The organism is Parabacteroides sp. AT13, from assembly GCF_002272965.1.
Taxonomy (GTDB): domain Bacteria; phylum Bacteroidota; class Bacteroidia; order Bacteroidales; family Tannerellaceae; genus Parabacteroides; species Parabacteroides distasonis.
Genome location: NZ_NQMH01000001.1, coordinates 1,963,549 through 1,990,000 on the forward strand (window position 1 = coordinate 1,963,549; position 26,452 = coordinate 1,990,000).

Genomic DNA, 26,452 nt, shown 5'->3' on the forward strand with positions numbered 1-26,452 from the left:
ACAATAAACTAAAAAAGGAGGACCTGACGGATGAAACCATCAATCAACCTACGATATAAATCCTTGTTATTAACTTCCTCGTTAATTTTTTCCGCTGGTGTGGCTGCGCCAGTGTGGGGGCAGACGTACACGATCAATTATAAGAATGGTTCACCCCAAACCGGTATTACCGAACGTGTGGATACGGTGTATGTGGCAGATGGGGAAGAGAGGGAGTTGTTTATTCCTGAGTTGAGAAATAATGATGGCTTTTATAATGCGAACTATCGGTGGTATGTACGTTGGTATCAGCTTAATGAAGGTAATTTAAGTTGCGAAAATATAAAAGGTAAGGCTATAAATCCTAAGTTAGATGGTTCTTTTGTACAGGGTGGTGCCTTACAGGATCTTATAAATCTCTATCCAAGCTCGTTGAGAGACGCAGGTACTTCTTTATTTTTTTATAAAGACTTTTATAAGATAGAAGGTACAATTGCTATAAATAGCTCTGTCCCTCTCGGAGCCTCTACGGTTGAATATTCAGCGGTGAATGTAAAAGAAAATCTTGTTGTTTGTGATGTGAGTTTAAATAACAATTATAAGGTGGATGGGACTACATTCACTGAACCTACTTTGTCCATACGTTATAAATTTGTGATTCGTCCGGCAAGCGAAATTGCGAATCGCATAAAAGACTCTAAAGCGGATGAAACCACTCCTTTTATGGATGAAACCATATATGTCCCGCAAAATAATGGAACGATTAATATACAATTGGGTAGGATCGCTAATAATTATGCGTGGTATGACGGAGATCAAATAGTACAGGGAGAAACTTATCAATATAAGAAAGACAATGGCGAATGGAAAGATTTGGGTAATCGCTGGACACAGATTATAAATAATTTGATAACGGTTGGAACACAACCTGTAAAATTAGAAATTCGGGCGGTGGGTAAAGATAAGACGAAAGCGAGTCCTCTGTTGGTGCGATATAATCTTATCTCTGGTGATCATGGTTTCATGTTACAGGAAAAGCAAGAAAAAGATTCTGACCCAAGGCGTAATCCGGATAACTATCCGGAGTTTTATGAAAGAATAGGATATATAAATTTTGACCGGAATGATTCGATATCTGTAGACGATTTGAACTCTGTTAATAATATGGCAAAAATTGGTTTTTCTGATAATAAAGAGGATAAAGGTAAATGGTTGGATCCGGAGATCACGGGATATGCTCCATTTAATTATCAAATTCAACCAAATAAGGATAATCGGATTCAGACCTTACAAAACCAATATGGTTTGTTTCGAACAGCGGATGTGGAAAAAGTATCAACGAATAATGAAAAGGTTGAGGGAAAGACTTATTTTTGGTTTGCAAGTGCCCAAAGTAAGCCCAAAGTGGCAATCTATGACCGGACTTATTACAATACGGGGAAAAAATCATTGGGATATTTCTTTTATGTGGATGCGGCCAATTTGCCGGGACGTTTGGTGAAAATTCCGTTGGATGGTAATATCTGTGCGCATACGGGTATTTTAGTGAACTTTTGGGTGAATGATATGACGACATGGAAAGATACTCAAGCCGAAGGAAAACCTCTACCTCCTAATGTAAACATGAATTTTATCGGATTAAAAGCAGATGGTACAGAAGTTGTTTTACATCGTTTTACTTCAGGGGATGCACTGACTGATTATACCTCGACTTCGGAAGGGCGGCCGGCTAATAACAATATTGGTAAATGGCAGCAATTAATGTACTCATTTTCCTTGTCACAATCGCTTGATGATTATGTAGGATATCATCTGGAGGTACAAAACAATACAGCTCATTCATATGGTGCGGACTACGCCATCGATGGTCTGCGTATTTATCGCTCCATACCGCAAATCGACGTAAAGCGAGTAGACGTGTGTTCTTCTGCCAGCCTGACCGTTGCCACGGATTACGAACTTCTGCTCAAGAATATGGGTTGGAGCATTAATCCGGATGTATTGTCCGATCTGAATATGGGGAATAGCATAACGGAAGATTCAAAGCATATATGGAAATACCGCTATGGTTTGATGGGTGGAGATCCAAGGAAAAGAAATGAGAATCTTAATAAAACGATCGGAAATGTTTATATTGGAGCTACCGATAAAAAGGAAAATGGGGATATAAAGAAGCCTGAAGATTGGATTACATTAAATACGGATTTGAAGGATTATAGTAATGAGCGCTATAACAACCGAAGCAAGGTGTATCGTATTATCGTTCCGACTAAAGAAGGGTTGAAGCATCAAGGATTTGAGGATCTGACAAATCATGAAACTGCGATGCGACGACAAATTGTCGTAAACCTGCGTATGATCAATGATTTCTTATATGATGCCGCTGAGCATAAAATTTGGCAAAAAGACATACTAGATCATGCCCAAAAAACAAATGGGGATAAATTCCCGGAAGAAGAGTATATTGCGTACTTGAAACAAAATTTGAGTGTACTCTGTGGCAAATCGGATTCAGAGTGGGACTATAAGATTCCGGAACCGAAAGACCTATCTAACCAGATAGATAGAATAATGGAGGGGAATGACAATAATCTGTACGAAGAACTGATACGGGCCGTTTGTTCGGTAATGGGTATTTCTCGTCCTCGTATGCCTTGGTGGGATGAAGGAAATAGCAATACCATCCATTTGAGTGCCATTGATGTGGACAAGACTGAGTTGAAATATAAAGGGGAGCAAAATTTCGGAAGTAAAGAGAATGCCGCCTCCGGTAGGTATGATGTGGTAATCTTTAGTGCGGCCACGACAGTTACTAGTGATGAAATCGTGGATTTCCCGAATGCCCATGCGGGAGATAGTTTCAACGATCCTTGCTTGCTGACTACCCCTTTCACCGTACTCCCTTCCTTCACGGTCGTGGCAAAGACCAAGACAGATTTGCCGGAGGGCATGATCGCTTGCGAGGGACGGATCAGCCAGATTGAGGAGGCAACCATGTGGGTTGAAAGATATGATAAGGACAACAACTTGATGACTGGAGAGACAGATAAGTTTGTAGATAGATATAAGGGTTATTCATATACGTTCGACTGGTTCTTGGGAGACTCGCTGGAATTTGCTGCGTTCTATGATGAATATGGATTCTCTTTAGAAGAGATATTGAAGTCTTATAGAAATACCCTTCCCGATGCCGAGAAAGCTTTGTCTTTCCCCGCGAAAAATTTGATTGAGTATTATGAAAAATTAGACGCATATAAAGATAAGCCTGCGCTTATTGCGAAATTGAAGACATTGCTTTTAGGTGATGTAGATACAGAGCCGAAATTGGTGATTGGCGGGAATTTGGGATATGCGGAGTTTCGTTGGGTAAAAAAAGTGGTAGCGATTCCTTATCTACCGGAGAGTATTCCCGAGAAGGACAGACTTTGGCTTTTCTGCGATAGACCTCAAGAACGATCACTGAAAGCCGCTCCCGCCCCGAAACTACTTGTTGGTTTCCCGGACGTGAAGTATCCGGAAGGAATGGAGCATTATCCCAATGTTCCCCTGCGTATTGGCTTGCCGAATATCATGGAGAAAAGCATAACCAATATTCCTATCCAAAGCAATGGCCTAAAGATGGGTATGACAGAATCCAATCAATTAGGTCTGCCCGAAAGCAATACTACGGATATCTTCTTGCGGCAAGGGGCTACTTATACAAAGGTGGGTAATTTGACAAAGTTGTCTGCGAAAGCTAAAAGTAAAAATGAGGCAGGTGAAACTGACTATGGCGGTGGATTATTCTCCATGACTTTTGACGATAAAGCTTATACAAATTTTGACGAAGGCCAGATTTATGCCCTCTATATCCCATTCGGTGAATATAAGGACGAAGCTTTCGTAAAAGGCTCTTGCGAAGGATACGCTACCTTACTTATCAAGATCGTGCCGGAATATCTGACTTGGAAGGGTACGAACACCGGTGAGGACGCTGAGGCATGGTATAATGACGCAAACTGGCATCAGTCTACGAAAGGGGAATTGTACATAGATCCAAACGGAGAAGATAAAACAGACGCCAACGGCAATGATGCAGACTTGACCGCCGCCTTCGCCCCGCTTCATTTCACCCGTATCACGATCCCGGAAAAGCAGATGCTGGAATTGGAAGGCTTGGAGACGAAAGATCATTTGTTACAGATTCCCGAAGCGAACTCATCAAAGGCTACCGAGTATATCCAATATGATATGGCGGTAGACAAAGACGGAGATAATACGATCGTAACCCCGTACTATATAAATAAGGTAAAGGCTATCTATTTCAAACCCGAGGCGCAGTTACGCCGTCAGCAATTCCTGACGTACGACACTGCCCATGTGGAATTCGAGATGACACCTGATGCGAAATATTGGATGGCATCGCCCCTGCAAAGCGTATTCGCCGGCGATATGTACACCGTGAAGAACACGGGCCGTCAGAACACCTATGCTTTCGCCGATATCACCTACAGCACGGCTGACAACGACCGCCAAGCCCCAGCCTTCTACCAGAAAGCTTGGGACAAGGCGATCACGATGTACGTGCCGAAGAGCGAAGCAGATCAAATAGTTTCTTTTCCGGAGAATGGTTTGGATACAACTCATTACGAGGTAGTCCAATCCAACTGGAGCCGTGAATATAACGATGTGAATGTGCCCTACGCTTTAGGAAAGGGATTCTATGCCAGCGTAGAAAAGAAGAATGCGACCGGCTTAGGTGAGAAAGTATTGGTACGCCTGCCGAAAGCGGATGACTCCTACAAATATGAACCGTGGAAACCGGATACGAAAAGCGCTACATTGAGAGCCGCCATGACCAAAGCCCCGACTTTAGCAAATCGGATCAATGCTGGTAAACTGGCAGATAACAAGTCGATCAAGGTGGTATTGACAGATGTGAATGGAACGGAAGATTGGTGGAATACGGATAATGGAACCGTCCGTGTTATTGCTGATGGTGACGGCAAGCACTTCCTGTTGGGTAATCCTTATATGTATCCGTTGGATATCGTTCGTTTCTTGAAAGAGAATGAGGCTATCTTAGAGCAAAAATATTGGACATTGGATGTGAAGGAGGGGCTTGTTGTCGGTACACCTGATGTGGCATGGGAAGGTGGAAATGTTACTGATGCTACATCCGGAGCCGTTATCGCCTCCATGCAAGCCTTCTTCGTAGAGCTGAAAGATGCGGCTCAAACGAAAGCGGAAGGTACGGCAACCGGTACCGATCTGAAGGTGGTTCATTTCGATCCCTCCATGATGCAAGGAGAGTCGGAGAAGGTCTCTTCTTCCTTACGTACCGCTACGGCCAAAAACCCGGTATTGAGGCTGACAGCAGAGCGGGATGCATATCGTAGCACGGCCTTGTTGATGCGGCAGGATGATGCCGCGAATAGCTATGAGGCAGATAAGGATGCCGTAATCTTGCTGGATACGGAACTGGAGGAGATCCCGCAGGTGTACACTATCGCCGGGACTCGTGCCGTGGGTGTGAACGTAGTACGACGGATCGACCAAGTGCCCCTTGGCGTATATGCCGGCGAGGGTAAGGGGGAGGTTACACTGACGATAGAGGGTATCGGCGATTGGGCGGAGACGCTTTACCTGTACGATGCCGTGACCCGTAAAAGTACGGAGTTGTCGGACAATACGTATACCTTGCGTTTGGACGGCAGCAGCCATGGACGTTACTTCCTAAGTGCGGGCTCGCCTACCGGTAATGAGGGGGTGGACAACGTAGAATCTATCTCTGTCTATTCCGCCGTATCGGGTAGGATAGTGGCCAGTGCTAGCGAGGCGTTGAAGCGGATACAGGTGTTTACGCCGATGGGTCGTTTGGTACGTACCTTATATCCCGCCCGTCCGACTTATACGTTCGATCTCCCGGCAGGCATCTACATTATCCGCACGGAGATCGCCCACGACCAAAAGACGGTGAAACTACGGGTATTGTAAATAAACCCCCTTGTTGTTAGTTCGTTTCTACCACTCCATCCTTGATATGGATCACCCGATCCGTGTTTGTGGCCAGCTGTTCGTCATGCGTCACGATGACGAACGTCTGGTTCATCTGGTCTCTTAACTCGAAAAAGAGGGCGTGCAATTCTTCCTTGTTCTTGGTATCGAGGCTTCCCGAAGGTTCGTCGGCGAGGATAACCGCCGGGTTATTGATAAGCGCACGGGCTACCGCTACCCGTTGCTTTTCTCCGCCGGATAGCTCGGCGGGCTTGTGTGCCATACGATCGGAGAGTTTCAAGAAGTCCAGCATCTCTTTCGCCCGCTTCTCGGCTATGGCCGATTTCTCCTTGGCGATCAGGGCTGGGATCATCACGTTTTCCAAGGCCGTGAACTCCGGCAATAATTGATGGAACTGGAAGACGAAGCCGATATTCCGGTTGCGGAAAGCCGCCAATTCCTTATCGCCCAATCGTCTTGTCTCCGTGCCATTGATAACCAGTCGCCCGCTATCCGGTGCGTCGAGCGTGCCGATGATTTGCAACAAGGTTGTCTTACCCGCCCCGCTGGGGCCTACGATAGCGACAACCTCGCCCTTGTTTATCGTGAGGTCGATGCCTTTCAATACTTGTAAGGCACCGAAACTTTTCGTTATTCCTTCGGTTTGTATCATATCAAGTTTCTTAGGACGTGCGAGGCAAGGAAACAACCGAACGTTGCCGGCATATAAGAGACCGTTCCCGTGGTCGTACGTTTACATGTTTCGTTTTCAACTTCGATCACGGCGTCCGGATCGGCGAACTCGGTGGAAAATACGACGGGAATCCCCTTGCTTACGCCTAGAGGACGCAACCGTTTCCGCACCGCTTTCGCGAGGGCGCAATTGATTGTCTTGGAGATATCCGCTATCCGTACCAAGGATGGGTCTACCTTAGCGCCCGCCCCCATGGAGGACACGATGGGGATCTTATGGATATATGCTTGGTACATCAGGTATACCTTGGGACTTAGGGAATCGATGGCATCTACCACGAAATCGAGAGGGGCCGATAAGAGTACCTCCTCCGTCCGTTCGTCTCGCAGGAATTCATTCAGGACGGTTAGTTGCAACTGGGGATTGATATCAAGCAAACGCTTGGCCACGACCTCGGCTTTCGGCATCCCTAGGGTGGAATGAAGGGCGGGCAATTGGCGGTTGATATTACTCTCGTTTACCGTATCGGCGTCTATGATCGTCATCTTTCCTACTCCGGCCCGACAAATCTGCTCGGCGGCATAAGCTCCCACACCTCCTAGGCCAACTACCAATACATGGCTACGGGATAAGCGCTCCATATGCTCCGCTCCGAACAAAAGTTCCGTCCGTGTATTCCAATTGTAACTCATTTATCTATTTTTGAGCACAAAAGTAATCAATTGTTCCGGTTCCTCCAATACTTGCTTTTATCCGAAAGCTTTGTGTCTTGTTACTGCACGGGCGTTGCAGCGTTACTGTATGGGCGTTGCAGTATTACTGCATCAGCCTTGCAGTACCACCGCAACCCAGGTTGCAGTGGATGAGTTACGTCAGATGGGTTGAATATGAAAGACTGATCCTCCGTCGGAGGCCAGCGGAAGGGTGATTTTATCCCTGTAGGTGATCTCCTCAACCTCTTTTACGAGTTTGTTCGAGTCTATATTCGTATCTTCAGCATCTTTATAGATCGTTATCTTATATTTCTTGTCCTTATCCAAGAACTTGAGGTCTACATCGATACTGCGTGCTTGGCTGTTATTGATCGTACCGACAAACCAATCCTCTCCCTTTTTGCGGGCGATCGTTACGTATTTATTGACGGAAGCGTTCGGAACGACTGTTTGGTCCCAAGTCGTAGGCACGGCTTTCAGGAACTCGAATCCCGGTTGTCCTTCGTAAGCCTCCGGCGTATCGCAAATCATGCCGAGATAGCTCTCTAATACCACGTACATCGCTAACATATGGCAGCGGGTACTCATTACGTAAGGGTTACGTTCTTGGTTCTTGAACTTATCCCTTGGCAAAGAGCGGAAACCTCCTAAATGATAATCAGTCGCTCCCGCTAATAAACGGGTAAAAGGCATATGGATGTCATGATCTGCGTCGGTATCCTTATCCCATTTGCAATGCTCGTAATTAAGCGTACCCTCGCGGGTGAACTCGTTGGGATAGGTACGGCTCAATCCAGACGGCTTGCAAGCTCCGTGGAATTGCACGAATAGATGATGCTTAGCCGCCTTCGCCAAGAACTCTTCTTGGATGCGGATCATCTCCTGATCGTCTCGATCCATGAAATCGATCATCATGCCGGCGATTCCCCATTTCTCGAATTGGGCGAAAGCCTCGTCTATCTTTGCGTACAGAGGTTTCCAGTTGGTCCATAAATGGATACGTACGCCTTGACTCTTGGCGTAATCGCAAATCTCCTGCATATTGAGGCTCGGAACGACTTTCAAGATGTCCGCTTTAGGACCCGGAGAACCGAATCCGGCTCCATCCTCGTCATACCAAGCTTGCTCGGCGTTCCCGTAGATCGAGTGATAATCCAATCCGTTACGGGCTACGAAATCAATGTAATATTTATTCGTGGGGAAATTGTTTCCGCCAAGGAAAGTCGTATCCGGAACGACATTTCCGTTCCACCACGTAAAAGTAGTCTTACCCGGCTTAATCCAAGACGTATCCTCTATCTTACAAGGCTCATTGAGATTCGTAAGGATATTGGACGCTATCAAGGAACCGATTTGATCACTGATCATCAAGACCCGCCAAGGAGATTGATGGGGTAGGGATGCCTCTACCTTGATACGCTCTTGTCCCAGTTTAGGTGATAGTTTCCCGAGAAGAGTCCCGTTTTCTTTCCATAGGTACATACCGGCGTAATCACGAACCGCCGCCTCGGTAATCGCCATATAAACATGGTTCGGGAAAGAGAATAGGGAGGGCATATCCATCAATCGTTTATTATCCATGTCGGCATAATCTGTGACCGTATATTTACCTTCGTGGGAACTTTGGTAGTTGGGGAGGAATAAAGTAGTTACGTTCGGATTCCCTTGTAGGTTGAAGGTGGTTCCCTCGTCATACATGATATACGAATCCCATCCTTTTTGCTTCGGAAACTCATAGCGAAAGGCGATACCGTCATCGAAAGTCCTTACGACCAGATTAATCTTGCGAAAAGGCTGAACGGTTTCCTCTAGCGGGATGATTACCTCTTTGGAAAGGCTATGTATATGTTTCGCCTTACCAACGATCAATTCGTAGGTCTCTTCCTTCGTACTGAACACGGGTTTGTTGATCTTTACATTTTCCCCGAACGCCCCATTATCGAAAGTCAACGTTAGCGGAGAGTCTTGGATCAGGGTTTGTTTATTAAACGCTACGCTGTATACCGGGCTATTCTTATCCAAAACCAAGGAGAACTTGATCTTTCCGTTTGGAGAAGACAATCGCACGCTTTTATTTGCGTATAAAGAGTGAGCGCAAAGTATAAAAAATGCCAGAATGAGGTAGATTGATTCTTTTTTCATGGATGATAATTTTATAGGCCAAAGATATACATATTTATTTTGTACGGTTTAACTGCTTCAACAATTCTTTAAGGCTGACGGTCTCATTCTTGACCAATGGTTTTGCCCAATAGGAAATACTCAAGATATAGCCCAGCGTGATAAATAGGAAAAACATGGAATAGCGCAACCCGATCAGATCTCCAAGTCCACCAATGATGAACGGAATCAATGCCCCACCGAAAATACCCGTACACAAGATACCGGAAAAAGCCCCATGATGCTTATCCACGGAGTTAAGGGCTAAGGCGAATATCACCGAAAACATGATCGAGATCGAGAAGCCGCAACAAGCGAAAGCGATAATCGCTACTTGCGTAGGACCGAAGAGCGCTATCGATAAATTAAGGATCGCTATCATCGAGAAAATACGTAACATCAGCTTTGAGTCGATTAACTTTACGATCACCAATCCCAACAAGCAGCCGATGGACATCAATCCCCAGAACCAAGCAACCGTAGTAGCCCCGGCTCCTTCCGGGCTGACCCCATGATACATATTCAGGAAAAGACTCATCCAATTCGCCAATCCTTGCTCGGTTCCCACATAAGCGATAATCCCCAAGAAATAGAATATAACTTGTTTTTGCTTGAGTAATTCTTTATAATTCTGTACCGTTCCCGCCTTCTCATCTTCCTTTAATTCTACTTTCGGGAATTTGACATAAGAGATAACCACTAACATGATGACAAAAACAATCGTAAAGATAAAATAGAGCGAGCTCCAAGGTAAGCTCTCCGGCGTTATCCCTTTGAGGAAACGGATGAAGAAGTCGTTCGCCGGATCCTCACCGGTTAATTTCCGCATAAGCCCGGCCAAGACGAACGGGCTCATGAAAGAAGCGGCCCCGAATACGATCTGGGCCAATACCTGATTAAAGGCATATTTTTTCTCTCCGCCCGCCTCACGCATCAAGGGCAATATAATCACCTGTAGCATCGCCATGCCCAGACCGATAGCGAAAAGGGAGGTCAATACGATAGAGTAGGTCGGGAACATGACGAAAAGCCCCGCACCCAAAAACGCCAGACTGAAAGCGATCAATAAGGAAATCTTTCCCCCGAAACGCTCGATGATCATTCCTGCCGGGATCGACATGATGCCATATGCCAAGAAAAACGAGAACGGCAAGAATGCGGCCAATGTCAAGCTCAGCCCAAAACTATCGATAATCATCGGTAGCATAGGGCCTAATATATTGGTAACAAAAGAAATGACAAACCAAATACACAAGATGAGGAGTACGATCCAATTATTCTTATTCATGATAGATAGATTCAATGATTAAACACCAATGCCGCCGCCCCGAGGCATCCGGCCTTATTTCCTAATCGGGCAAGTTCGATAGTCGTGAAGTACGAGGTTTCCTTCATCACGAATTTCCAGACCTGTTCCCGTATATTATTAATGTAGAAATCTCCGGATTCCGAAATGCCTCCGCCGATAATCACCTTTTGCGGAGCGAAAATGTTGATAAGGCTCGCTACGCCTAGGGACAGATTCCGGAAATGATCCTCCATAGCGAGTACGGCCTCTTTCTCTTGAGCTTTATAGCGCTCTACTATATATTTTCCATCGATACGGGAAGGTATCTCCCGTCCGTTCTTCTCCAATAATTGCCGATATAAGGCGATCAACGCACTTACGGAAGCGTGTGCCTCTAGGCAACCGGACGCTCCGCAAGTACATTGATTCCCATTCAGACCATGAATAATTAAGTGCCCAAGTTCGGTGCCCCGGTTCCGGTAGCCGCCATAAAGCCGGCCGTTCAAGAACAAGGCGCCCCCTATGCCGGTACCCACCGTCAAGAAAACGATATCGGAGAGACCCTTAGCCGCTCCATATATCACCTCGCCCAACCCCATAAGGTTTGCGTCGTTGTCGATGAATACCGGTAGATTAAATTCCGCTAACGCAAGATCCAATTGTTGGTTGTCCAGTTCAGGAAGATTATTGGCAAAGAGAACCACCCCCTTATCTACTACGGAAGGTACACCTATGCCAATTCCGTAAATCCCCCAATCCCGGGAACGGGCGTAGTCTGTCATTTTCCGTACGATACTTTTTATGATATCGGATAATGGGCGTGGATTCTCTTTTGATTGTGTGGTTTCCGACGATTCGTAAAGAATGTCGCCATTCTGGTTCACAAGAGTATATTTTATGCTTGTTCCTCCAATGTCTAATGCGATAGCGTATTTCATGATAATTGTAAAAGCTTAATTAGAACTATGCGCCGCTTCCCCGTCGATCAGGCAAATCACGTTCGGGTGCAGCCACAATAAGGAGGCCGGCAACTCCGTCGAGATCTTCTGTTCAAGGAAAGCTTGAGTAATCTCCCTTTTCTTTATCCCGTTGATAAGAAGGATAATCAGGCGTGACTGAAAGATATTCGCCATGCCCAATGTCAGTCCGTATCCCGGTTTCTCCGTATCCCCGGCGATCATGGGATGTTGCAAGGATTTCTGGGACAGATGAGCCACATGGCAATTCGTATGCAAGGAAGGAGCCGGCTCGTTCAAGGCGATATGGCCGTTCATCCCTATTCCTAATATACAAATGTCGATAGGGCCTTTTTGATCCAGTATCTGTTGGATCCGCTCACATTCCGCCTCAGGGTTCTCCGGATCGCTTTGGAACGCTATATACCGGTCTTCCGGGATTTGAAGCGGACCTACGAAATAGTTCCGTAGATACGACTCGCACGTACCCGGATGGTCCATCGGGATTCCTCCCCATTCATCAAGCTTTAGTACCGTGAATTGGGAGAATAATTCCGGTTGGCGACCGGCTTCCTCTACCAGCAACTCATACATCCGGGTAGGAGAGCCCCCAGTGGCGGCACAAAGCGTAAGTGCCTTGTGCTGCCCTAACTCTGAGGTAACAATCTCTTTTGCCTTAAGGCTTAATGCCTCATAAGATTGACAAATCTCTATTCTCATACGATTTTAGAGCTCTTTGATTCGGATATTGCGGAAGCAAACACCATAACCGTGGTCTTGCATACCGATGTAACCCGGTTGTTTTCCGCATTGTAGCATCAAGTCGTAAGCTTCCGGGCATTTCTCCGGACTCGTGCTGAACTTGCTGAACTTACTATGATCCACTAACGCGCGCCATACCGGTGTACCGAACTGGAATTCCAGCACTTTCACGTCGTTCATGTAATGGATCACGCGTTGGTTATAGACAACGATTCTCGTCTTGTTCCAGTTTCCGTACGGTTTTACGGGTTGTGGATCCGGCATAATCATGTCATATACGGCACCGGCCTGACGGTTACCGTCGCAACCTTCCCATGCGTCCGGCATATTCTCGTTGTCGAGTAACTGATATTCTGGGCTGGAGTAATAAATAGGTGTACCCTCAATTTCTTGCGCTGTATAGAAGATACCGCTATTACCGGCCTTGTCGATCTTCCATTCGATCTCGAAAACGAAATTTTTGAACTTCTTGTCGTAGATCAAGTCGCCGAAGCCCGTGTCTGCCTTATTGTCGCTACCTTTATAGGTGATCGATCCGTCTTCAACCACCCAACCTTGGGGTACATCCTGACGGCAATAGCCGCGCCATCCGTTCAAGGTCTTGCCGTCGAACATGGTGATCCACTCGCCTCCCGTAGGGATACCGTCGCTATCGAGGGCTTGGGTTTGGGCGGTTTGCGTTCCGGCATCGTTGGTATTACCGCCGGAGGTACATGACAAGGCCGACGCGAATAAGGCTACGGCCATAATACTGCTATAAATCTTTTTCATCGCTATTATGAATGTTTGTTGTTTGTTAGAAACTTGTTAGATAATTATTAGGAATTTGTTAGGTTCCTGTTAGGTTCCCGTTAGATTCCTGTTAGCTTTTATAACTTCAGGTCTTCCCATCCATTGCGGTATTTCCGCTTGATGAATTGGTTCGCCTGCTCGAAATTGGTGATACGCATATTCGCTCCATCCCATAGGAAAGTCTTGTTTCTTCCCGGATAGATGAAGCCTTCGCGTTCTCCGTAGATCGAGTCGTTATGTTTCACTTGTTCCCGGATATTATGGCTCCGTAAGATCAAGTTACCCATCAATACGGTCTCCGTCAACGGACCGGCGTATCCTTCGAATGGAGATTCTACGTCCGCCTTGTCGTACCCTGCGATACAAGAGTCGATCCATGCCCAATAGTGGCCATTCGTACCCCCTTCGATACGTTTATATTTATGAGGAATGTTCACGTCTTTGTCGAATAAAGGTTTCTTGTTCGCCTTTACCCCCTTCGGCCAGAATCTTGGATCGGAACCACCCCAGCCGCAAGAAGCCATACCTTTCGTACCTACGAATACGGTTGCGCCTTCCACGTCCATCATATCCAAGTCTCCCATCGTGCAGGTCATATCGGCATCTGGGTCGATCTCCTCGAAACGTTCCGGCATGATACCGCCGTCCATCCAATACAGACTCAAGTCGCTTCCGTCTTTCTTCTTGAATTTATAACGGATCGAGCTGGCTACCGGGCAACTTTCAGGATAATAGGCTTCTTCGAAGATACCGGAGTAAACATTGGTCGTGCTGCAAGAAACCTCGGTCGGATAACCTAATTGAAGCAATTTGAATGGAGGGCCGATGATGTGGCAACCCATATCTCCAAGAGCGCCTGTACCGAAACGCCACCAACCACGCCAGTTGAACGGAACAAGATTATCGATATAATCCACATACTCGGCGGTACCTACCCATAAGTCCCAATTTAATCCCTTGGGAACCTCAGGCTTCTGGCTCGGCCAAGGAATACCTTGCGGCCATACGGGACGGTTGGTCCAGCAATATACCTTCTGGATGTCGCCCAGCAGATCCGCCTCGAACCATTCACGAAGGGTACGCATACCGTCGCAAGAGTTACCTTGGTCGCCCATTTGGGTCACGACCTTGTATTTCTTGGCGGCCTCGGTAAGGATACGTGCCTCGTAAATATCGTGCGCGATCGGTTTTTGCAGATATACGTGCTTACCCATCCGCATAGCGCCGAAAGCTTGGATCGCATGGTTATGATCCGGGGTGGAGATACATACGGCATCGAAGTTCTTGCCTTCCTTGTCGTACATCTCACGGAAGTCGTTGAAATACTTCGCCTTCGGGTATTTCTTACGAGCGTCGGCAGACTGACGGTCGTCTACGTCGCACAGACAGGTGATCGCTGCGTTTTTGTGCGGCGTATTCATCAAGCTACCCAAATCGGCGGCTCCCATACCGCCACAGCCTATTTTCGCGATATAAAGCTTATCGCTGGGAGCTACGTGTCCTAATCCCGCTACGGTAAAACTGGGCAGGATCGTAAGGGCGGCAGCACCTGTGGCTGCCATCCCAAGGAATTCCCTTCTCGAGATTCCAGTCGGACAGGATTGTTTATTTACCTCTTTCATAAATTTGTTCATATTATGATTAATAATTGAATTGGGGTCTAAAGAATTGATATTAAAAACAGACTGATATGATTAGAATGCCGGATATCCCGGGTTCTGAACCAAATTATTATTCTTCTGCCAAGCCTTGAACGGGATCGGGAAGATCTTACGATATTCCGGAGTCTGTTTCGGCTTCATATATCTCGGTTTCAGATAAGTCCCGAAGCGGATCATATCTTGGCGGCGGACAAATTCGAATGCCAACTCATAACCACGCTCGTTATAGATATCGTCCAATGTCACGCTCGTGTAATTATGATCGGAATTGCCGTAAGCCCTTTCCCGGATAGCGTTTACCAGACGAGTAGCTTCACCGAGATCCCCGCCCATACGAACCAAGGCTTCCGCTTTCATCAGGTATACATCGGCCAGACGGAAGATAGCGATATCGTTCTCCATATTGGTATTTTGCATGCCTTTCTCATATACCCACTTATTGATACGTGCGCCGTCTTCTTGGTGAACCTCGCCCCACGGGGTTAAGTTACCATCCGCATCGGTTTTCTCAGTTCCCGGTACCACATTTAAGTCGATCGTATGGATCAAGTCATGTCCTAGGGTCGTTTTCAAAATCTCTCCCGTGCTAGGGTCGATCATCGGGCCAATCAAGAACGAACCTTCGTAACGAGGATCTTCCGTATCAAATGTGCGGACAAAATCCGGCTGGGCGTTGATACCATTCCACATACCGCCGGTGAAACCTAATACATCGGGATCCAGATAATGCAATGTCCAAAGATGAATGGAGTTACCCCAAGCATCAGATGCCTTGTAGCAGATCGGGAAAATAATCTCTCGTGATACCTCGTTATGAACCTCGAAATTGGTTTTCCAATTCGGCTCGATGATATATTCGAGTTTCATGATCTCGTCGCACTGCTCCACTACACCTTTCCAGTTCGGCTCGCCGATCCATTCCTCGGCGTTGAGGTACATCTTTGCCAATACCATACGGGCAGCCCCTTGCGTGAACTTACCGTAGCTGGCGTCTGATACATCGGAACGCAGGTTCGGGATGATCTCGGTTAATTCCTTCACCACGTATTTATACAGATCCGCACGGCTCGTGATGGAGGGCAAGGAGGTATCCTCAAAATCTGTCACTAATGGAGCGTTACCGAAAATATCTACGATTACATAATACCAGAAAGCGCGTAATCCTCTTAGCTCAGACAAGTATTGAAGCTTAAGTTCATCGCTCATCGCCTCGCTTTTCTCTATAATATTATATACGGAATTAACTGTGGTTAAACCTTCCGTACAATATGTCCAGCAATTCTCTACGGAGTAAGAGTTCGGTTTCCAACTGTGCATACATTGTTCCATGTATTGTCCGCCGTCCCACCAGTCGCCACCTACACGTGTCGGTGCTATCAAGATATCGGCTGTCATATCGGCCGCTCCCCAAGGACCGTCATAAGCCAGCATGTTCTTTAGGGATTGGTATGCCGGAGCCATGATCGCATTAATCTGCTTTTCTGTTGTCCCGAATTCGTCGGTAGGAAGCTTGTCGTATACGTTCTCGTCCAAATCCATGCAAGAGACAAGTGCTACCGGAGCGAGTACGGCACATATTATATTTTTGAATAATCTTTTCATGATCGTTACTGTTTGTGTATTAGAAATTCAAGTTTAATCCAACAGAGAATGTGCGTGCCTTCGGATAAAATTCACGAGGTTCTACACCCGGGGTCAAACCGTCTCCTGAATCCATAGGAACTTCGGGATCAAGACCTTTATATTTCGTGATAACGAATAGGTTTTGCGCCGTGAAATAAACACGGATACCATTCAATGCTTTGATCTTATAACCTAAAGTCAAGTTGTCGAGACGCATAAAAGAACCTTTCTCTAAGTAATAGTTGGAGAATCTTGGAGTTTCGCTTAACGTATAGGTCAATGGATCATCCAATGCGTTTGTTCCCGGCAAGAATCCGGATTGAGCGTATGCCATGCGGGTCGCGTTCAATATATCATTACCGATCGTTCCACGCAAGAAGAATGACAAATCAAAATTCTTGTAGCGGAAAGTATTGGTGATACCATATGTCAGTTTCGGTTGAGCGGATCCGATGTAGTCATAATCCGCCGGATCGGAAATCTCGCCGTCACCGTCTTTATCTACCATGATATATCTGCCGTTCTCATCGATACCGTTGCAAACCAAGCCATAGAATTGTCCGATAGGGCGTCCCTCTTCCAATACGTGTGTACCGCTGGAGCTTCCACCCCGGATGAATACGTCACCTAATAAGATCTTATCCATTGTAAATACGTCGTTGGATAGACGAGTCACTTCATTCTCATTATGAGCCAAGTTTAAGGAGATGTTCCAATCGAAATCCTTCGTGCGGATAGCGTCTGCGTTCAAACTCAACTCGATACCCGTATTACGCATATCGCCCACGTTAGCCATGATCTCGCTATATAGGTAAGGAGGGGTTGGCACCGGATAGGTATAAAGCATGTCAGAGGTCTTTTTGTTATACCATTCGATACGACCACCTAGGCGGCTATCCAATACGGAGAAATCAAGTCCGATGTTCAACATCGCTGTCTGTTCCCATTTTAAGTCTGGGTTTGCGTTTTGGCTGATTTTATAAGAAGGTAGCCAAGAACCGGTATCATAATATACACCATCTGTGCCGTAAAGCTCGAGGGTTTTGTAGGGGTCCAATCCTGTTTGATTACCAGTGATACCATAACCGACACTTAACTTTAAGTCGTTAAGCCAGTTTACTTTTTCCAAGAATGACTCTTGGGTGATATTCCAACCCACGGAAACGGAAGGGAAGGTACCCCATTTGTTATTCGTTCCAAATTTAGAAGAACCATCCCGGCGTACGGTAGCTGTCAACATATATTTCTCATTGAAGCTATAATTGGCTCTTGCGTATAAAGAGATCAGGCGACTTTGCCATTTTTGAGACTCTGCGTCTCCCGGATTCAGATTTTGTCCCGCGGCTAAATTGTTAGCACCTAATAAATCAGTGACGAAACCACGGGTCTGTACGTGAGTCTCCTCATAATTCTCTTCTTCCCAAGAGTAACCGATCAAGGCATTGATCTTATGCTTATTGAACTCAGCTGAATAATTGGCGGTCCATTCCATCAAGTCTTTATCACGTAGTCTGGACCAACGTTCGGCCTTACCGCCATCGTTGTAACCGGCTTGAGACTCGATACTGTTGTATTTGCTCTCATCTTCCGTATTCCGGCTTTTAGCTAAAAGAACTTTAGCCTCTAAGCCATCGATAATCGTATAACCGACATCAGCGGTTCCATAGAAATTATTGATGCGGTTCTTATGTGTATTCTCTTTCTGGTTACGTACCGGGTTTCCTTGGTCGTATTCACGTGTGTCGAACCAAGATCCATCCTCTAGCTTAATCGGGCGAACGGGAATCATATTGTAGGCAAGTAAGAAATTGGTCGCATTGGTCGGCGCGTTATCTGTAACGGTAGCCACGCCGGTGATGCTTACTTTCAAACGATCCTCCAGAGCACGTTGGGAGAATTGGAAACGGGCGTTGTAACGGTTCATGGAGTTATCGCGTGCGATACCTTCACGTTGCATATAAGAAAGGGAACCTCTATAGTTATGGTGTGAACCACCTCCTGATAAAGACACGGCATGATCCTGTTGGAAACCGATTCTCGTGATCTCGTCGAACCAATCCGTGTTCGCTCCCATGTCAAAATCCTTACCGTCCTTACCCGGGGTAGAGGAAGTATAGCTACGCCATTGGTCCGCTGTTAGCAGATTCGGCTTGTTAGCCAAGGTAGATACACCGAACGCTCCATTATAAGCGATGGTCGGTTTGCTGGCGTAACCTTTCTTAGTCGTGATAAGGATAACACCACCCGCTGAACGGGAACCGTAGATAGCGGCTGAAGAGGCATCTTTCAAGATAGAGATAGATTCGATGTCCTGCGGATTAACCGTAGACATGTCCATGCCCGGCACGTTATCGATAACGATTAACGGGCCTTGGTCGTTTTGCAAAGTGGATAGACCTCTTAATTGAATCGTCGAGTTGCCCGTTACGTCGCCGGAACCTGTATTGATCGTTAAACCGGCCACCTTACCTTGCAACAAATCCGCTGCGTTACGAGTCAGACCTTGGTTGAAATCCTCAGCGGTCACGTTGGTGATAGAACCGGTAATCTCACGTTTCGTCTGCGTACCGTAACCCACTACGACTACCTCATCCAGTTTTTGAGTGTCCTCTTTCAAGTTTACATTGATCTCGTTTTTGCCGCCTACCGGTTGCAACTGTGTCATGTAACCGATATAAGAGAACTCGAGAGTTGCGTTTGAGGATACTTCCATAACGTATTTACCATCCAGATCTGTAATCGTGCCGTTGGTCGTGCCTTTCTCGACAACGTTAGCGCCGATAATAGCGTTTCCTTCCGCATCTTTAACGACACCGGTAATACGTTTTTTAGTTTGCTGGGCGACAATGTTTTTATTAAATACATTGATATTTCGTCCTTCGATCGAATATTTCAAACTCGTGTTGCGTAGTGCTTGCGATAAGATATTTTCTATGGACTTATCGGTTGCGTTCACGCTCACTTTTACGTTCTTTACGTCAGAATCCACATAGAAGAATAAGAAATCGCTTTGTTTTTCTATAATAGCGAATAGATCGGTTAGCGGGGCCTGATCCGTCTTCACGGAAATCGTTACAGATTGTGAATAGGAATTAGTCGCTACCGCTTGGAACAGTGTCAAGAAAAGTAAAATAAAGGACATTTTTAGGACCGAGAGCATTTTTTTTAAGTCTTTGGACCTAAAAGACCTATAATACGAAACATTTTCCATATTTTTGTACTGATAAAAGGTTGATAATATGCGTCTGCCACAAAATTTGGTCGTGGAGTAGCAGAAGCAGGAATTAATTCTTTTTAATGGGGCCGGCTGTATTTTTGCAGCCGGTTTTGTTTTTTTTGAAAGATATGATCCGTGTTATCTCATAGGCATTGCTTGTTTTTTTTAAGATGTGTTGATATTTTTATTTTATTGAATATAGTAAGTTCCATCTCTTTGTGACCATTTGATCGGCAAACTGCGAGATATTACTTGTAAAATCTCCTTTAAAGATTGATCCTCGCTGAATGTTCCGGATACAGTGACATTCGGGTCCATCAGTTTCTTGTTTTCTATATGGATCGGGATCTCGTATTTTTTCTCAAGCTCATTCAGCAAGGTACAAAGCGCTATTGATTTATACTTTAGCAAGCCGTCTTTCCATGCCAGATTTTCTTTTGCGTTGACGGATTGGATATCAATCTTGTTCGTTGAACGGATGAATGTAAGTTGCTGGTCGGGAGCTAGTAAGACTTGTTGTGTCGGGCTTTCGAAACGGATAGACCCTTCCAGCAGGACGGCTGTGATCTGATCCTTCCCTTTATCGGCTTTTACACTAAAGGTCGTTCCTAATACCCGTATGGAGGCATTTCCCATATCGACGATGAAAGGTCTTTCCGGATTTTTCGCCACCTCGAAATAGGCTTCTCCTTCCAAATTAACCTTTCGCTGATCCGTACCGTATGCGTCAGAGTAGGTAAAGCGACTATTCCGGTTCAAAATGATCTTCGTACCATCATCTAGCGTAAAATGAGATTTATTTTTATCGGTTATATAGGTATAGAATTGCTGAACCTTAGCTTCCCGGGTATTTAAGTGTATTGTCGCGAAAAACAGAACAAGAAAGGCGATTGCCGCCGCAATGGGAGTAGCGATGAAACGGATCAGCCTCAATCTCTTTTGCCTGCTTTGATCGTCGATCTTCTTTCTCAAATTATCGAGGGACACATTAGGCATTAAGGAATGGCTGAACGAGACTTCCGCATCCCAATAACTCTTTAGCAACCGAAATTCTTTTTTGTTCTTTTCGTCTGCGTTCAGCCATTCGCTCAGCGAAAGAAAATCTTCCGAGGAGCTGTTGCCACTTAATATCCTTGTGATAATATGATCTATGCTATTCTCCATTTTAAGTTGTTTCTATACTAATAGTCGCAACCAAATTTGAAAACCCTTAGTGGGAGCATGGATTTTTTACTTATTTTTTTCGTAGCTCATACACGAGTTCTTTGTATTCGGAGATTGCGTTGAATGAGGGGCATTGTTTGATCCATTCATCCGGCGAGATCGTCCCGTCTCCGTTTAAGTCCTCCGAGAGATCCCGGTGCCCACAGACCCATGAGCCGGGAAAGCAGATTAAGAGATGCCGGATCAAACGTAACAACGAGGTCTTTTGAGCCTGTGTGCGGGTATCCCGTGACTGTCCGGTGATGTCCAGTCCACCCTCGTAGCAAATCCCGATGCTGTGTTTGTTGTGTCCTCTCGCATGAGCCGGAATTTGCTCTAGCGGGCGCAGGTTCACCACTTCTCCCGATTTACGGATGTAGAAGTTGTAACCGGCACGGAGGAATCCCCGTGCCTTGTGGTCACTCTCCAGTTGCTCCGGGCTATAATCCGTATTCTCACGGGTTGCCGAGCAATGAATCACGATCAGGTCAATTTTTCTCATATCTCGTCCGGGCTTTCGCTATCAGAACCTGCGCTCTTTTTCGTAACCTCCAGAGGCTCGAAATTCACCTCATTGCGGGTAGTCCGCAGGGCCGAGCCCGGGAAAAAGATAATACGTGCCCCCTTTATCTTGGTGGCGTCGAAGTCCTCGGGCGTATTCGTTCCTTCGGAGTTAATAGACATACGGAAGTTTCCAAATTCTCCCAATTGCACCACGTTGCCGGAGGACAGTTCCAGATCCATCGCCCAGTTTAATGAATCGAGCACCGCTTTCACGTCCGCCGACGAAAGCGTGGAGCGAGAGCAAATCAGTTTACATAATTTGTTGAGGTCCGAAGTCCCCGATGTTTTAGCGATCGCGTAGTTCTTTACTGAGTCTTTCTCTGCGCCGTTCAATACCTTACGCTTTACTACTTTAAATTTCACTGCCATAATTTTGAATTTTAAAAGGTTAATTACTAATGACAATGCAAAGATAGACCCTCTGAAAAACGGGAATCGGCGAGTGTCGGTGAGTGTCGGGATATGTAAGTAGTAGTCGGTTTACTTGTTATTCTGGTTTTTTATTACGTAATTTGCGTTACGTGAATTGCGTAACGCAGATAAGATGCTGAATATGAATAATCCTTTTTTAATAGTTGGTTATCAAGGTCCAGAATATTTTTGTGATCGGGAGAAAGAGACAGAAGTGATTTTATCCGCTCTTCATAATGGGAGAAATATCACGTTGGTAAGCCGGATAACCTCTCGCAATCTACGTTGAAGGAGATTTTCGACTACTTGCGGCAGTCTGGAAGAGAATGTTATCTGGCTATTGACGAGTTCCAGCAAATCATGGAATATCCTGAGAAAGGGGTGGAAGGCCTATTGCGTTCTTATATTCAATTTTTGCCGAATGTTCATTTTATCTTTTCGGGGAGTAAAAAGCACTTGATGGAATATATATTCTTCTCAATCAAGCGCCCCTTCTATCAATCCACCCCAAAATTATTTTTAGACAAGATCAGCAAGGAGGTGTATTTTTCCTTTGCCCATTCTTTCTTCGAGAAGGAAGGGAAGGAGCTTCCGGAAGAAATATTTGATAAGGTGTACACATGGGTAGATGGGCATACTTGGTATGTGCAATATCTTTTGAACCGTCTCTTCGCTTTACCGGAAAAAACACTTTCTCCGGAGCTTCTTGATTCTCTCATGATGGAGATCCTACAGGAAGAAGAATATACCTACCAGACTTATTTCCAATTGTTGACATTTAATCAAATCCAGCTATTGAAAGCGATCGCCAAGGAAGGGATCGTCCGGGAGGTCAATGCTGCCGCCTTCATCAAAAAGTATGATTTGAAGGCGGTGAGTAACGTGAATACTTCCTTAAGGATATTAATAGATAAGGAGTTTATATTGAGGCAACCGGATGGGTATATCGTGTATGATAGGTTCATGTCTATTTGGCTCAGCCGGATATGACAACGGATGAAAAATATTTAGTTGACACAGTTCGCTCGTACCACCAAAAATTATTCCATTAATATTATGATGGGATTATCTTCTTCTGCCAATTTCTGGAGATCTTCCCTATGCAATAGTTCGTTAAGTTTTGAATTAACAAATAAAAAGTAGGTCAAGTCCTCCCGATTCATTATATTAAGGGTTTCCACATCCTGAAAAAATGAATCTGAACGAACTTGACCAATATTTAGAGCTAATAAATAGTGTGCTGCTTAAATCAGCGGTAAAGCTAAACAAATGGCGTGAGAAGTTTATGCTTGAAGTCCTACTTTTATATTTGATTATCCCCGGGCGGATTAATTTCCTTCAACCGGGTCGTTATGGTCGCTTTGGTGAACAACGCTATCGGACTTTCATGCCTGCTTCCATCCGGAAGTGGTTCAAACACCGCCGATAAAAACACCGGAGCAAGTTACATACACATTAATAGACTGGTATCTACATGTGCCGCGTACACGCAAGGAAACACTTCAGCGACTGGCAAACTATGTGGTTGCGGATGCCTACTTCTCCAAATCCACCTTTGTGTATGGCGCATTTGAAATGGGATTTCATGTAATCAGCCGATTTAGAGATGACGCCTATTTCCGTTATCTCATCACGGAAGAGCCTACAGGTAAAAGAGGGCGGCCTAAATTATATGACGGGAAAATCGAGATGGAGCACTTGGAAGAGGACAGATTTGAAATCGTCAATTTGGAGAATGGGCAAGGACGTATTCTTTCAGCGGTAGTGCATTCACGTTCATTGAATAGGAATATACGGTTGTGCATTCACTTTTTGTTCTTTAAGTGCCCGGTTGTCAATAGCATCTCAATGGGATAGGGTTGGTATCTCAAAGGGATAGGTTTGTAAAGTCAATGGGATAGAGGTGTTGTCTCAATGGCTTTGCGGCCGTGTCCCATTGGCTTTTTTTGTATCCCGTATCAGGGATGTTGCTGATAGGTTAGGGCTCAAAGGGCGCATCTTTATGTATGTTTCTAAAACTTTTTCTGTAAATAACGTTTATACCCCTCTTGTCTGTAGAGTGATGTAAATATTATTTTTCTAAAAATGTTTCTTTGAAAGCGTAAAGATGCGCCTTTTGCGCCCTAGGATTTTTACCGGGGAATTTTCCTGATGCCTTAACATGTGGATATACAGTTGTTTGTGTGGTTCTTCCCTCTTCGGCTTTTTGGGTCTTTGGGGGGCGATATAATGGGTCCTTACCCACGTTTACGTGATCCGAAAGCACTAAAACCAAGTGCATTTCGCATGATTTCATGAGCTAAAAGCCGTTTTTTCTGTGTGATTTCCTATCGGGGCCAAGATGATGTTCATCGTTTTTATTACGTGCGAATGTACTCGTGGAGCACTTGTTTCAAGTGCGTGTGGTGACACGTTAGGCCACGTGGTGGGCCACATGAGCCAAGAATGGATATCGACGTATTATTAACGTATGCGATCCCCCTCGTGAAAAAAAACTTGAAAAATAATGCCCGATAAATTTGGACCGTATGTTTTATAGCATTACTTTTGCACCCGCATTCGAGAGAGAACGGCGCTTCAGAAATGATGAAAACGTGGAGGTATCCTTGGGTAGGGGATGAGGTTGGCTGGGCCAAGCGATAATTTCCAACCGCCCGGAGATCGGCTTGAGAAAAAAAACTTGAAAATTTTTCACCGAAAAATTTGGAGGTTAAGAAAAAGTCCTTACCTTTGCAGCCGCAATCGAGAAACGATAGCGAGAGGGTTCTTTGAGAGATTTACATAATTCAACAAGTAGTACAAGTATTAGGAAAAGAAATTTTCCGGATCGATACCGTCAATAGAAGTATGACTTTGGACTACGATAAACGGATTCCGGAGCGAGGATATTAAGAAACAATTTAAACAACGAAGAGTTTGATCCTGGCTCAGGATGAACGCTAGCGACAGGCTTAACACATGCAAGTCGAGGGGCAGCACAGGTAGCAATACCGGGTGGCGACCGGCGCACGGGTGAGTAACGCGTATGCAACTTACCTATCAGAGGGGGATAACCCGGCGAAAGTCGGACTAATACCGCATGAAGCAGGGGCCCCGCATGGGGATATTTGCTAAAGATTCATCGCTGATAGATAGGCATGCGTTCCATTAGGCAGTTGGCGGGGTAACGGCCCACCAAACCGACGATGGATAGGGGTTCTGAGAGGAAGGTCCCCCACATTGGTACTGAGACACGGACCAAACTCCTACGGGAGGCAGCAGTGAGGAATATTGGTCAATGGCCGAGAGGCTGAACCAGCCAAGTCGCGTGAGGGATGAAGGTTCTATGGATCGTAAACCTCTTTTATAAGGGAATAAAGTGCGGGACGTGTCCCGTTTTGTATGTACCTTATGAATAAGGATCGGCTAACTCCGTGCCAGCAGCCGCGGTAATACGGAGGATCCGAGCGTTATCCGGATTTATTGGGTTTAAAGGGTGCGTAGGCGGCCTTTTAAGTCAGCGGTGAAAGTCTGTGGCTCAACCATAGAATTGCCGTTGAAACTGGGGGGCTTGAGTATGTTTGAGGCAGGCGGAATGCGTGGTGTAGCGGTGAAATGCATAGATATCACGCAGAACCCCGATTGCGAAGGCAGCCTGCCAAGCCATTACTGACGCTGATGCACGAAAGCGTGGGGATCAAACAGGATTAGATACCCTGGTAGTCCACGCAGTAAACGATGATCACTAGCTGTTTGCGATACACTGTAAGCGGCACAGCGAAAGCGTTAAGTGATCCACCTGGGGAGTACGCCGGCAACGGTGAAACTCAAAGGAATTGACGGGGGCCCGCACAAGCGGAGGAACATGTGGTTTAATTCGATGATACGCGAGGAACCTTACCCGGGTTTGAACGCATTCGGACCGAGGTGGAAACACCTTTTCTAGCAATAGCCGTTTGCGAGGTGCTGCATGGTTGTCGTCAGCTCGTGCCGTGAGGTGTCGGCTTAAGTGCCATAACGAGCGCAACCCTTGCCACTAGTTACTAACAGGTAAAGCTGAGGACTCTGGTGGGACTGCCAGCGTAAGCTGCGAGGAAGGCGGGGATGACGTCAAATCAGCACGGCCCTTACATCCGGGGCGACACACGTGTTACAATGGCGTGGACAAAGGGAAGCCACCTGGCGACAGGGAGCGAATCCCCAAACCACGTCTCAGTTCGGATCGGAGTCTGCAACCCGACTCCGTGAAGCTGGATTCGCTAGTAATCGCGCATCAGCCATGGCGCGGTGAATACGTTCCCGGGCCTTGTACACACCGCCCGTCAAGCCATGGGAGCCGGGGGTACCTGAAGTCCGTAACCGCGAGGATCGGCCTAGGGTAAAACTGGTGACTGGGGCTAAGTCGTAACAAGGTAGCCGTACCGGAAGGTGCGGCTGGAACACCTCCTTTCTGGAGCTTCAGGATTCCGTACCG

The 26,452-nt window shown here is 46.0% G+C and carries 15 protein-coding genes, 1 rRNA gene and 1 pseudogene; 3 read left to right on the forward strand and 14 right to left on the reverse strand.

From position 1 onward, the window contains the following. The first annotated feature begins 30 nt into the window (after window positions 1–30). Entirely contained in the window at window positions 31–5,955 is a 5,925-nt protein-coding gene (locus CI959_RS08195) for a hypothetical protein (RefSeq protein ID WP_057317646.1), read from the forward strand. 16 nt (window positions 5,956–5,971) lie between these two features. Here CI959_RS08195 and CI959_RS08200 read toward each other — a convergent pair whose 3' ends face one another. The 13 genes from CI959_RS08200 to CI959_RS08260 all read right to left on the reverse strand — a co-directional run bounded on the left by CI959_RS08200 (window position 5,972) and on the right by CI959_RS08260 (window position 21,957). Continuing rightward, window positions 5,972–6,628, reverse strand: coding sequence for an ABC transporter ATP-binding protein (locus CI959_RS08200; RefSeq protein WP_008778861.1), 657 nt, complete (start codon window positions 6,626–6,628; stop codon window positions 5,972–5,974). Next, complete coding sequence (locus CI959_RS08205) at window positions 6,625–7,341, reverse strand: ThiF family adenylyltransferase (RefSeq protein ID WP_005860617.1); 717 nt, start codon at window positions 7,339–7,341, stop codon at window positions 6,625–6,627. The genes CI959_RS08200 and CI959_RS08205 overlap by 4 nt, the downstream gene beginning before the upstream one ends. A gap of 180 nt (window positions 7,342–7,521) precedes the next feature. Beyond that, entirely contained in the window at window positions 7,522–9,504 is a 1,983-nt protein-coding gene (locus CI959_RS08210) for a glycoside hydrolase family 97 protein (protein ID WP_057317645.1), read from the reverse strand. Between the two features lie 34 nt (window positions 9,505–9,538). After that, window positions 9,539–10,810 carry an MFS transporter gene (locus CI959_RS08215; RefSeq protein ID WP_057317644.1) on the reverse strand — a complete coding sequence of 424 codons (1,272 nt, stop codon included), beginning with the start codon at window positions 10,808–10,810 and terminating at the stop codon, window positions 9,539–9,541. 11 nt (window positions 10,811–10,821) lie between these two features. Further along, window positions 10,822–11,748 (reverse strand): ROK family protein, encoded by a 927-nt coding sequence (locus CI959_RS08220; protein WP_009016474.1) that lies wholly within the window; start codon window positions 11,746–11,748, stop codon window positions 10,822–10,824. Between the two features lie 15 nt (window positions 11,749–11,763). Then, window positions 11,764–12,486, reverse strand: coding sequence for a galactosamine-6-phosphate isomerase (locus CI959_RS08225; protein ID WP_057317643.1), 723 nt, complete (start codon window positions 12,484–12,486; stop codon window positions 11,764–11,766). A 6-nt stretch (window positions 12,487–12,492) separates the two neighbouring features. Further along, complete coding sequence (locus tag CI959_RS08230) at window positions 12,493–13,299, reverse strand: DUF1080 domain-containing protein (RefSeq protein WP_005863943.1); 807 nt, start codon at window positions 13,297–13,299, stop codon at window positions 12,493–12,495. A gap of 98 nt (window positions 13,300–13,397) precedes the next feature. After that, window positions 13,398–14,942 carry a Gfo/Idh/MocA family protein gene (locus tag CI959_RS08235; RefSeq protein ID WP_057317675.1) on the reverse strand — a complete coding sequence of 515 codons (1,545 nt, stop codon included), beginning with the start codon at window positions 14,940–14,942 and terminating at the stop codon, window positions 13,398–13,400. 72 nt (window positions 14,943–15,014) lie between these two features. Beyond that, on the reverse strand, window positions 15,015–16,583 hold the full coding sequence (locus CI959_RS08240) for a RagB/SusD family nutrient uptake outer membrane protein (RefSeq protein ID WP_005860631.1): 1,569 nt from the start codon (window positions 16,581–16,583) through the stop codon (window positions 15,015–15,017). Window positions 16,584–16,602: 19 nt separating this feature from the next. Beyond that, on the reverse strand, window positions 16,603–19,746 hold the full coding sequence (locus CI959_RS08245) for a SusC/RagA family TonB-linked outer membrane protein (RefSeq protein WP_057317642.1): 3,144 nt from the start codon (window positions 19,744–19,746) through the stop codon (window positions 16,603–16,605). A gap of 264 nt (window positions 19,747–20,010) precedes the next feature. After that, a complete protein-coding gene (locus tag CI959_RS08250; RefSeq protein ID WP_057317641.1) occupies window positions 20,011–20,985 on the reverse strand; it encodes a FecR family protein in 975 nt (324 codons plus the stop codon). Between the two features lie 70 nt (window positions 20,986–21,055). Next, window positions 21,056–21,526, reverse strand: a complete 471-nt coding sequence (locus CI959_RS08255) for an N-acetylmuramoyl-L-alanine amidase (protein ID WP_008778853.1) — start codon at window positions 21,524–21,526, stop codon at window positions 21,056–21,058. Next, window positions 21,523–21,957 (reverse strand): HU family DNA-binding protein, encoded by a 435-nt coding sequence (locus CI959_RS08260; protein ID WP_005863956.1) that lies wholly within the window; start codon window positions 21,955–21,957, stop codon window positions 21,523–21,525. The genes CI959_RS08255 and CI959_RS08260 overlap by 4 nt, the downstream gene beginning before the upstream one ends. A 175-nt stretch (window positions 21,958–22,132) precedes the next feature. On the opposite strand from CI959_RS08260, the pseudogene CI959_RS08265 reads away from it, so the two are divergent. Beyond that, a pseudogene (locus CI959_RS08265) lies at window positions 22,133–22,989 on the forward strand (ATP-binding protein). Window positions 22,990–24,070: 1,081 nt separating this feature from the next. Here CI959_RS08265 and CI959_RS08280 read toward each other — a convergent pair. Beyond that, entirely contained in the window at window positions 24,071–24,295 is a 225-nt protein-coding gene (locus CI959_RS08280) for a hypothetical protein (RefSeq protein ID WP_005865070.1), read from the reverse strand. Between the two features lie 608 nt (window positions 24,296–24,903). Between CI959_RS08280 and CI959_RS08290 the strand changes: the two genes are divergently transcribed. After that, window positions 24,904–26,428: ribosomal RNA gene (locus CI959_RS08290) — 16S ribosomal RNA — on the forward strand. Window positions 26,429–26,452: the final 24 nt, after the last annotated feature.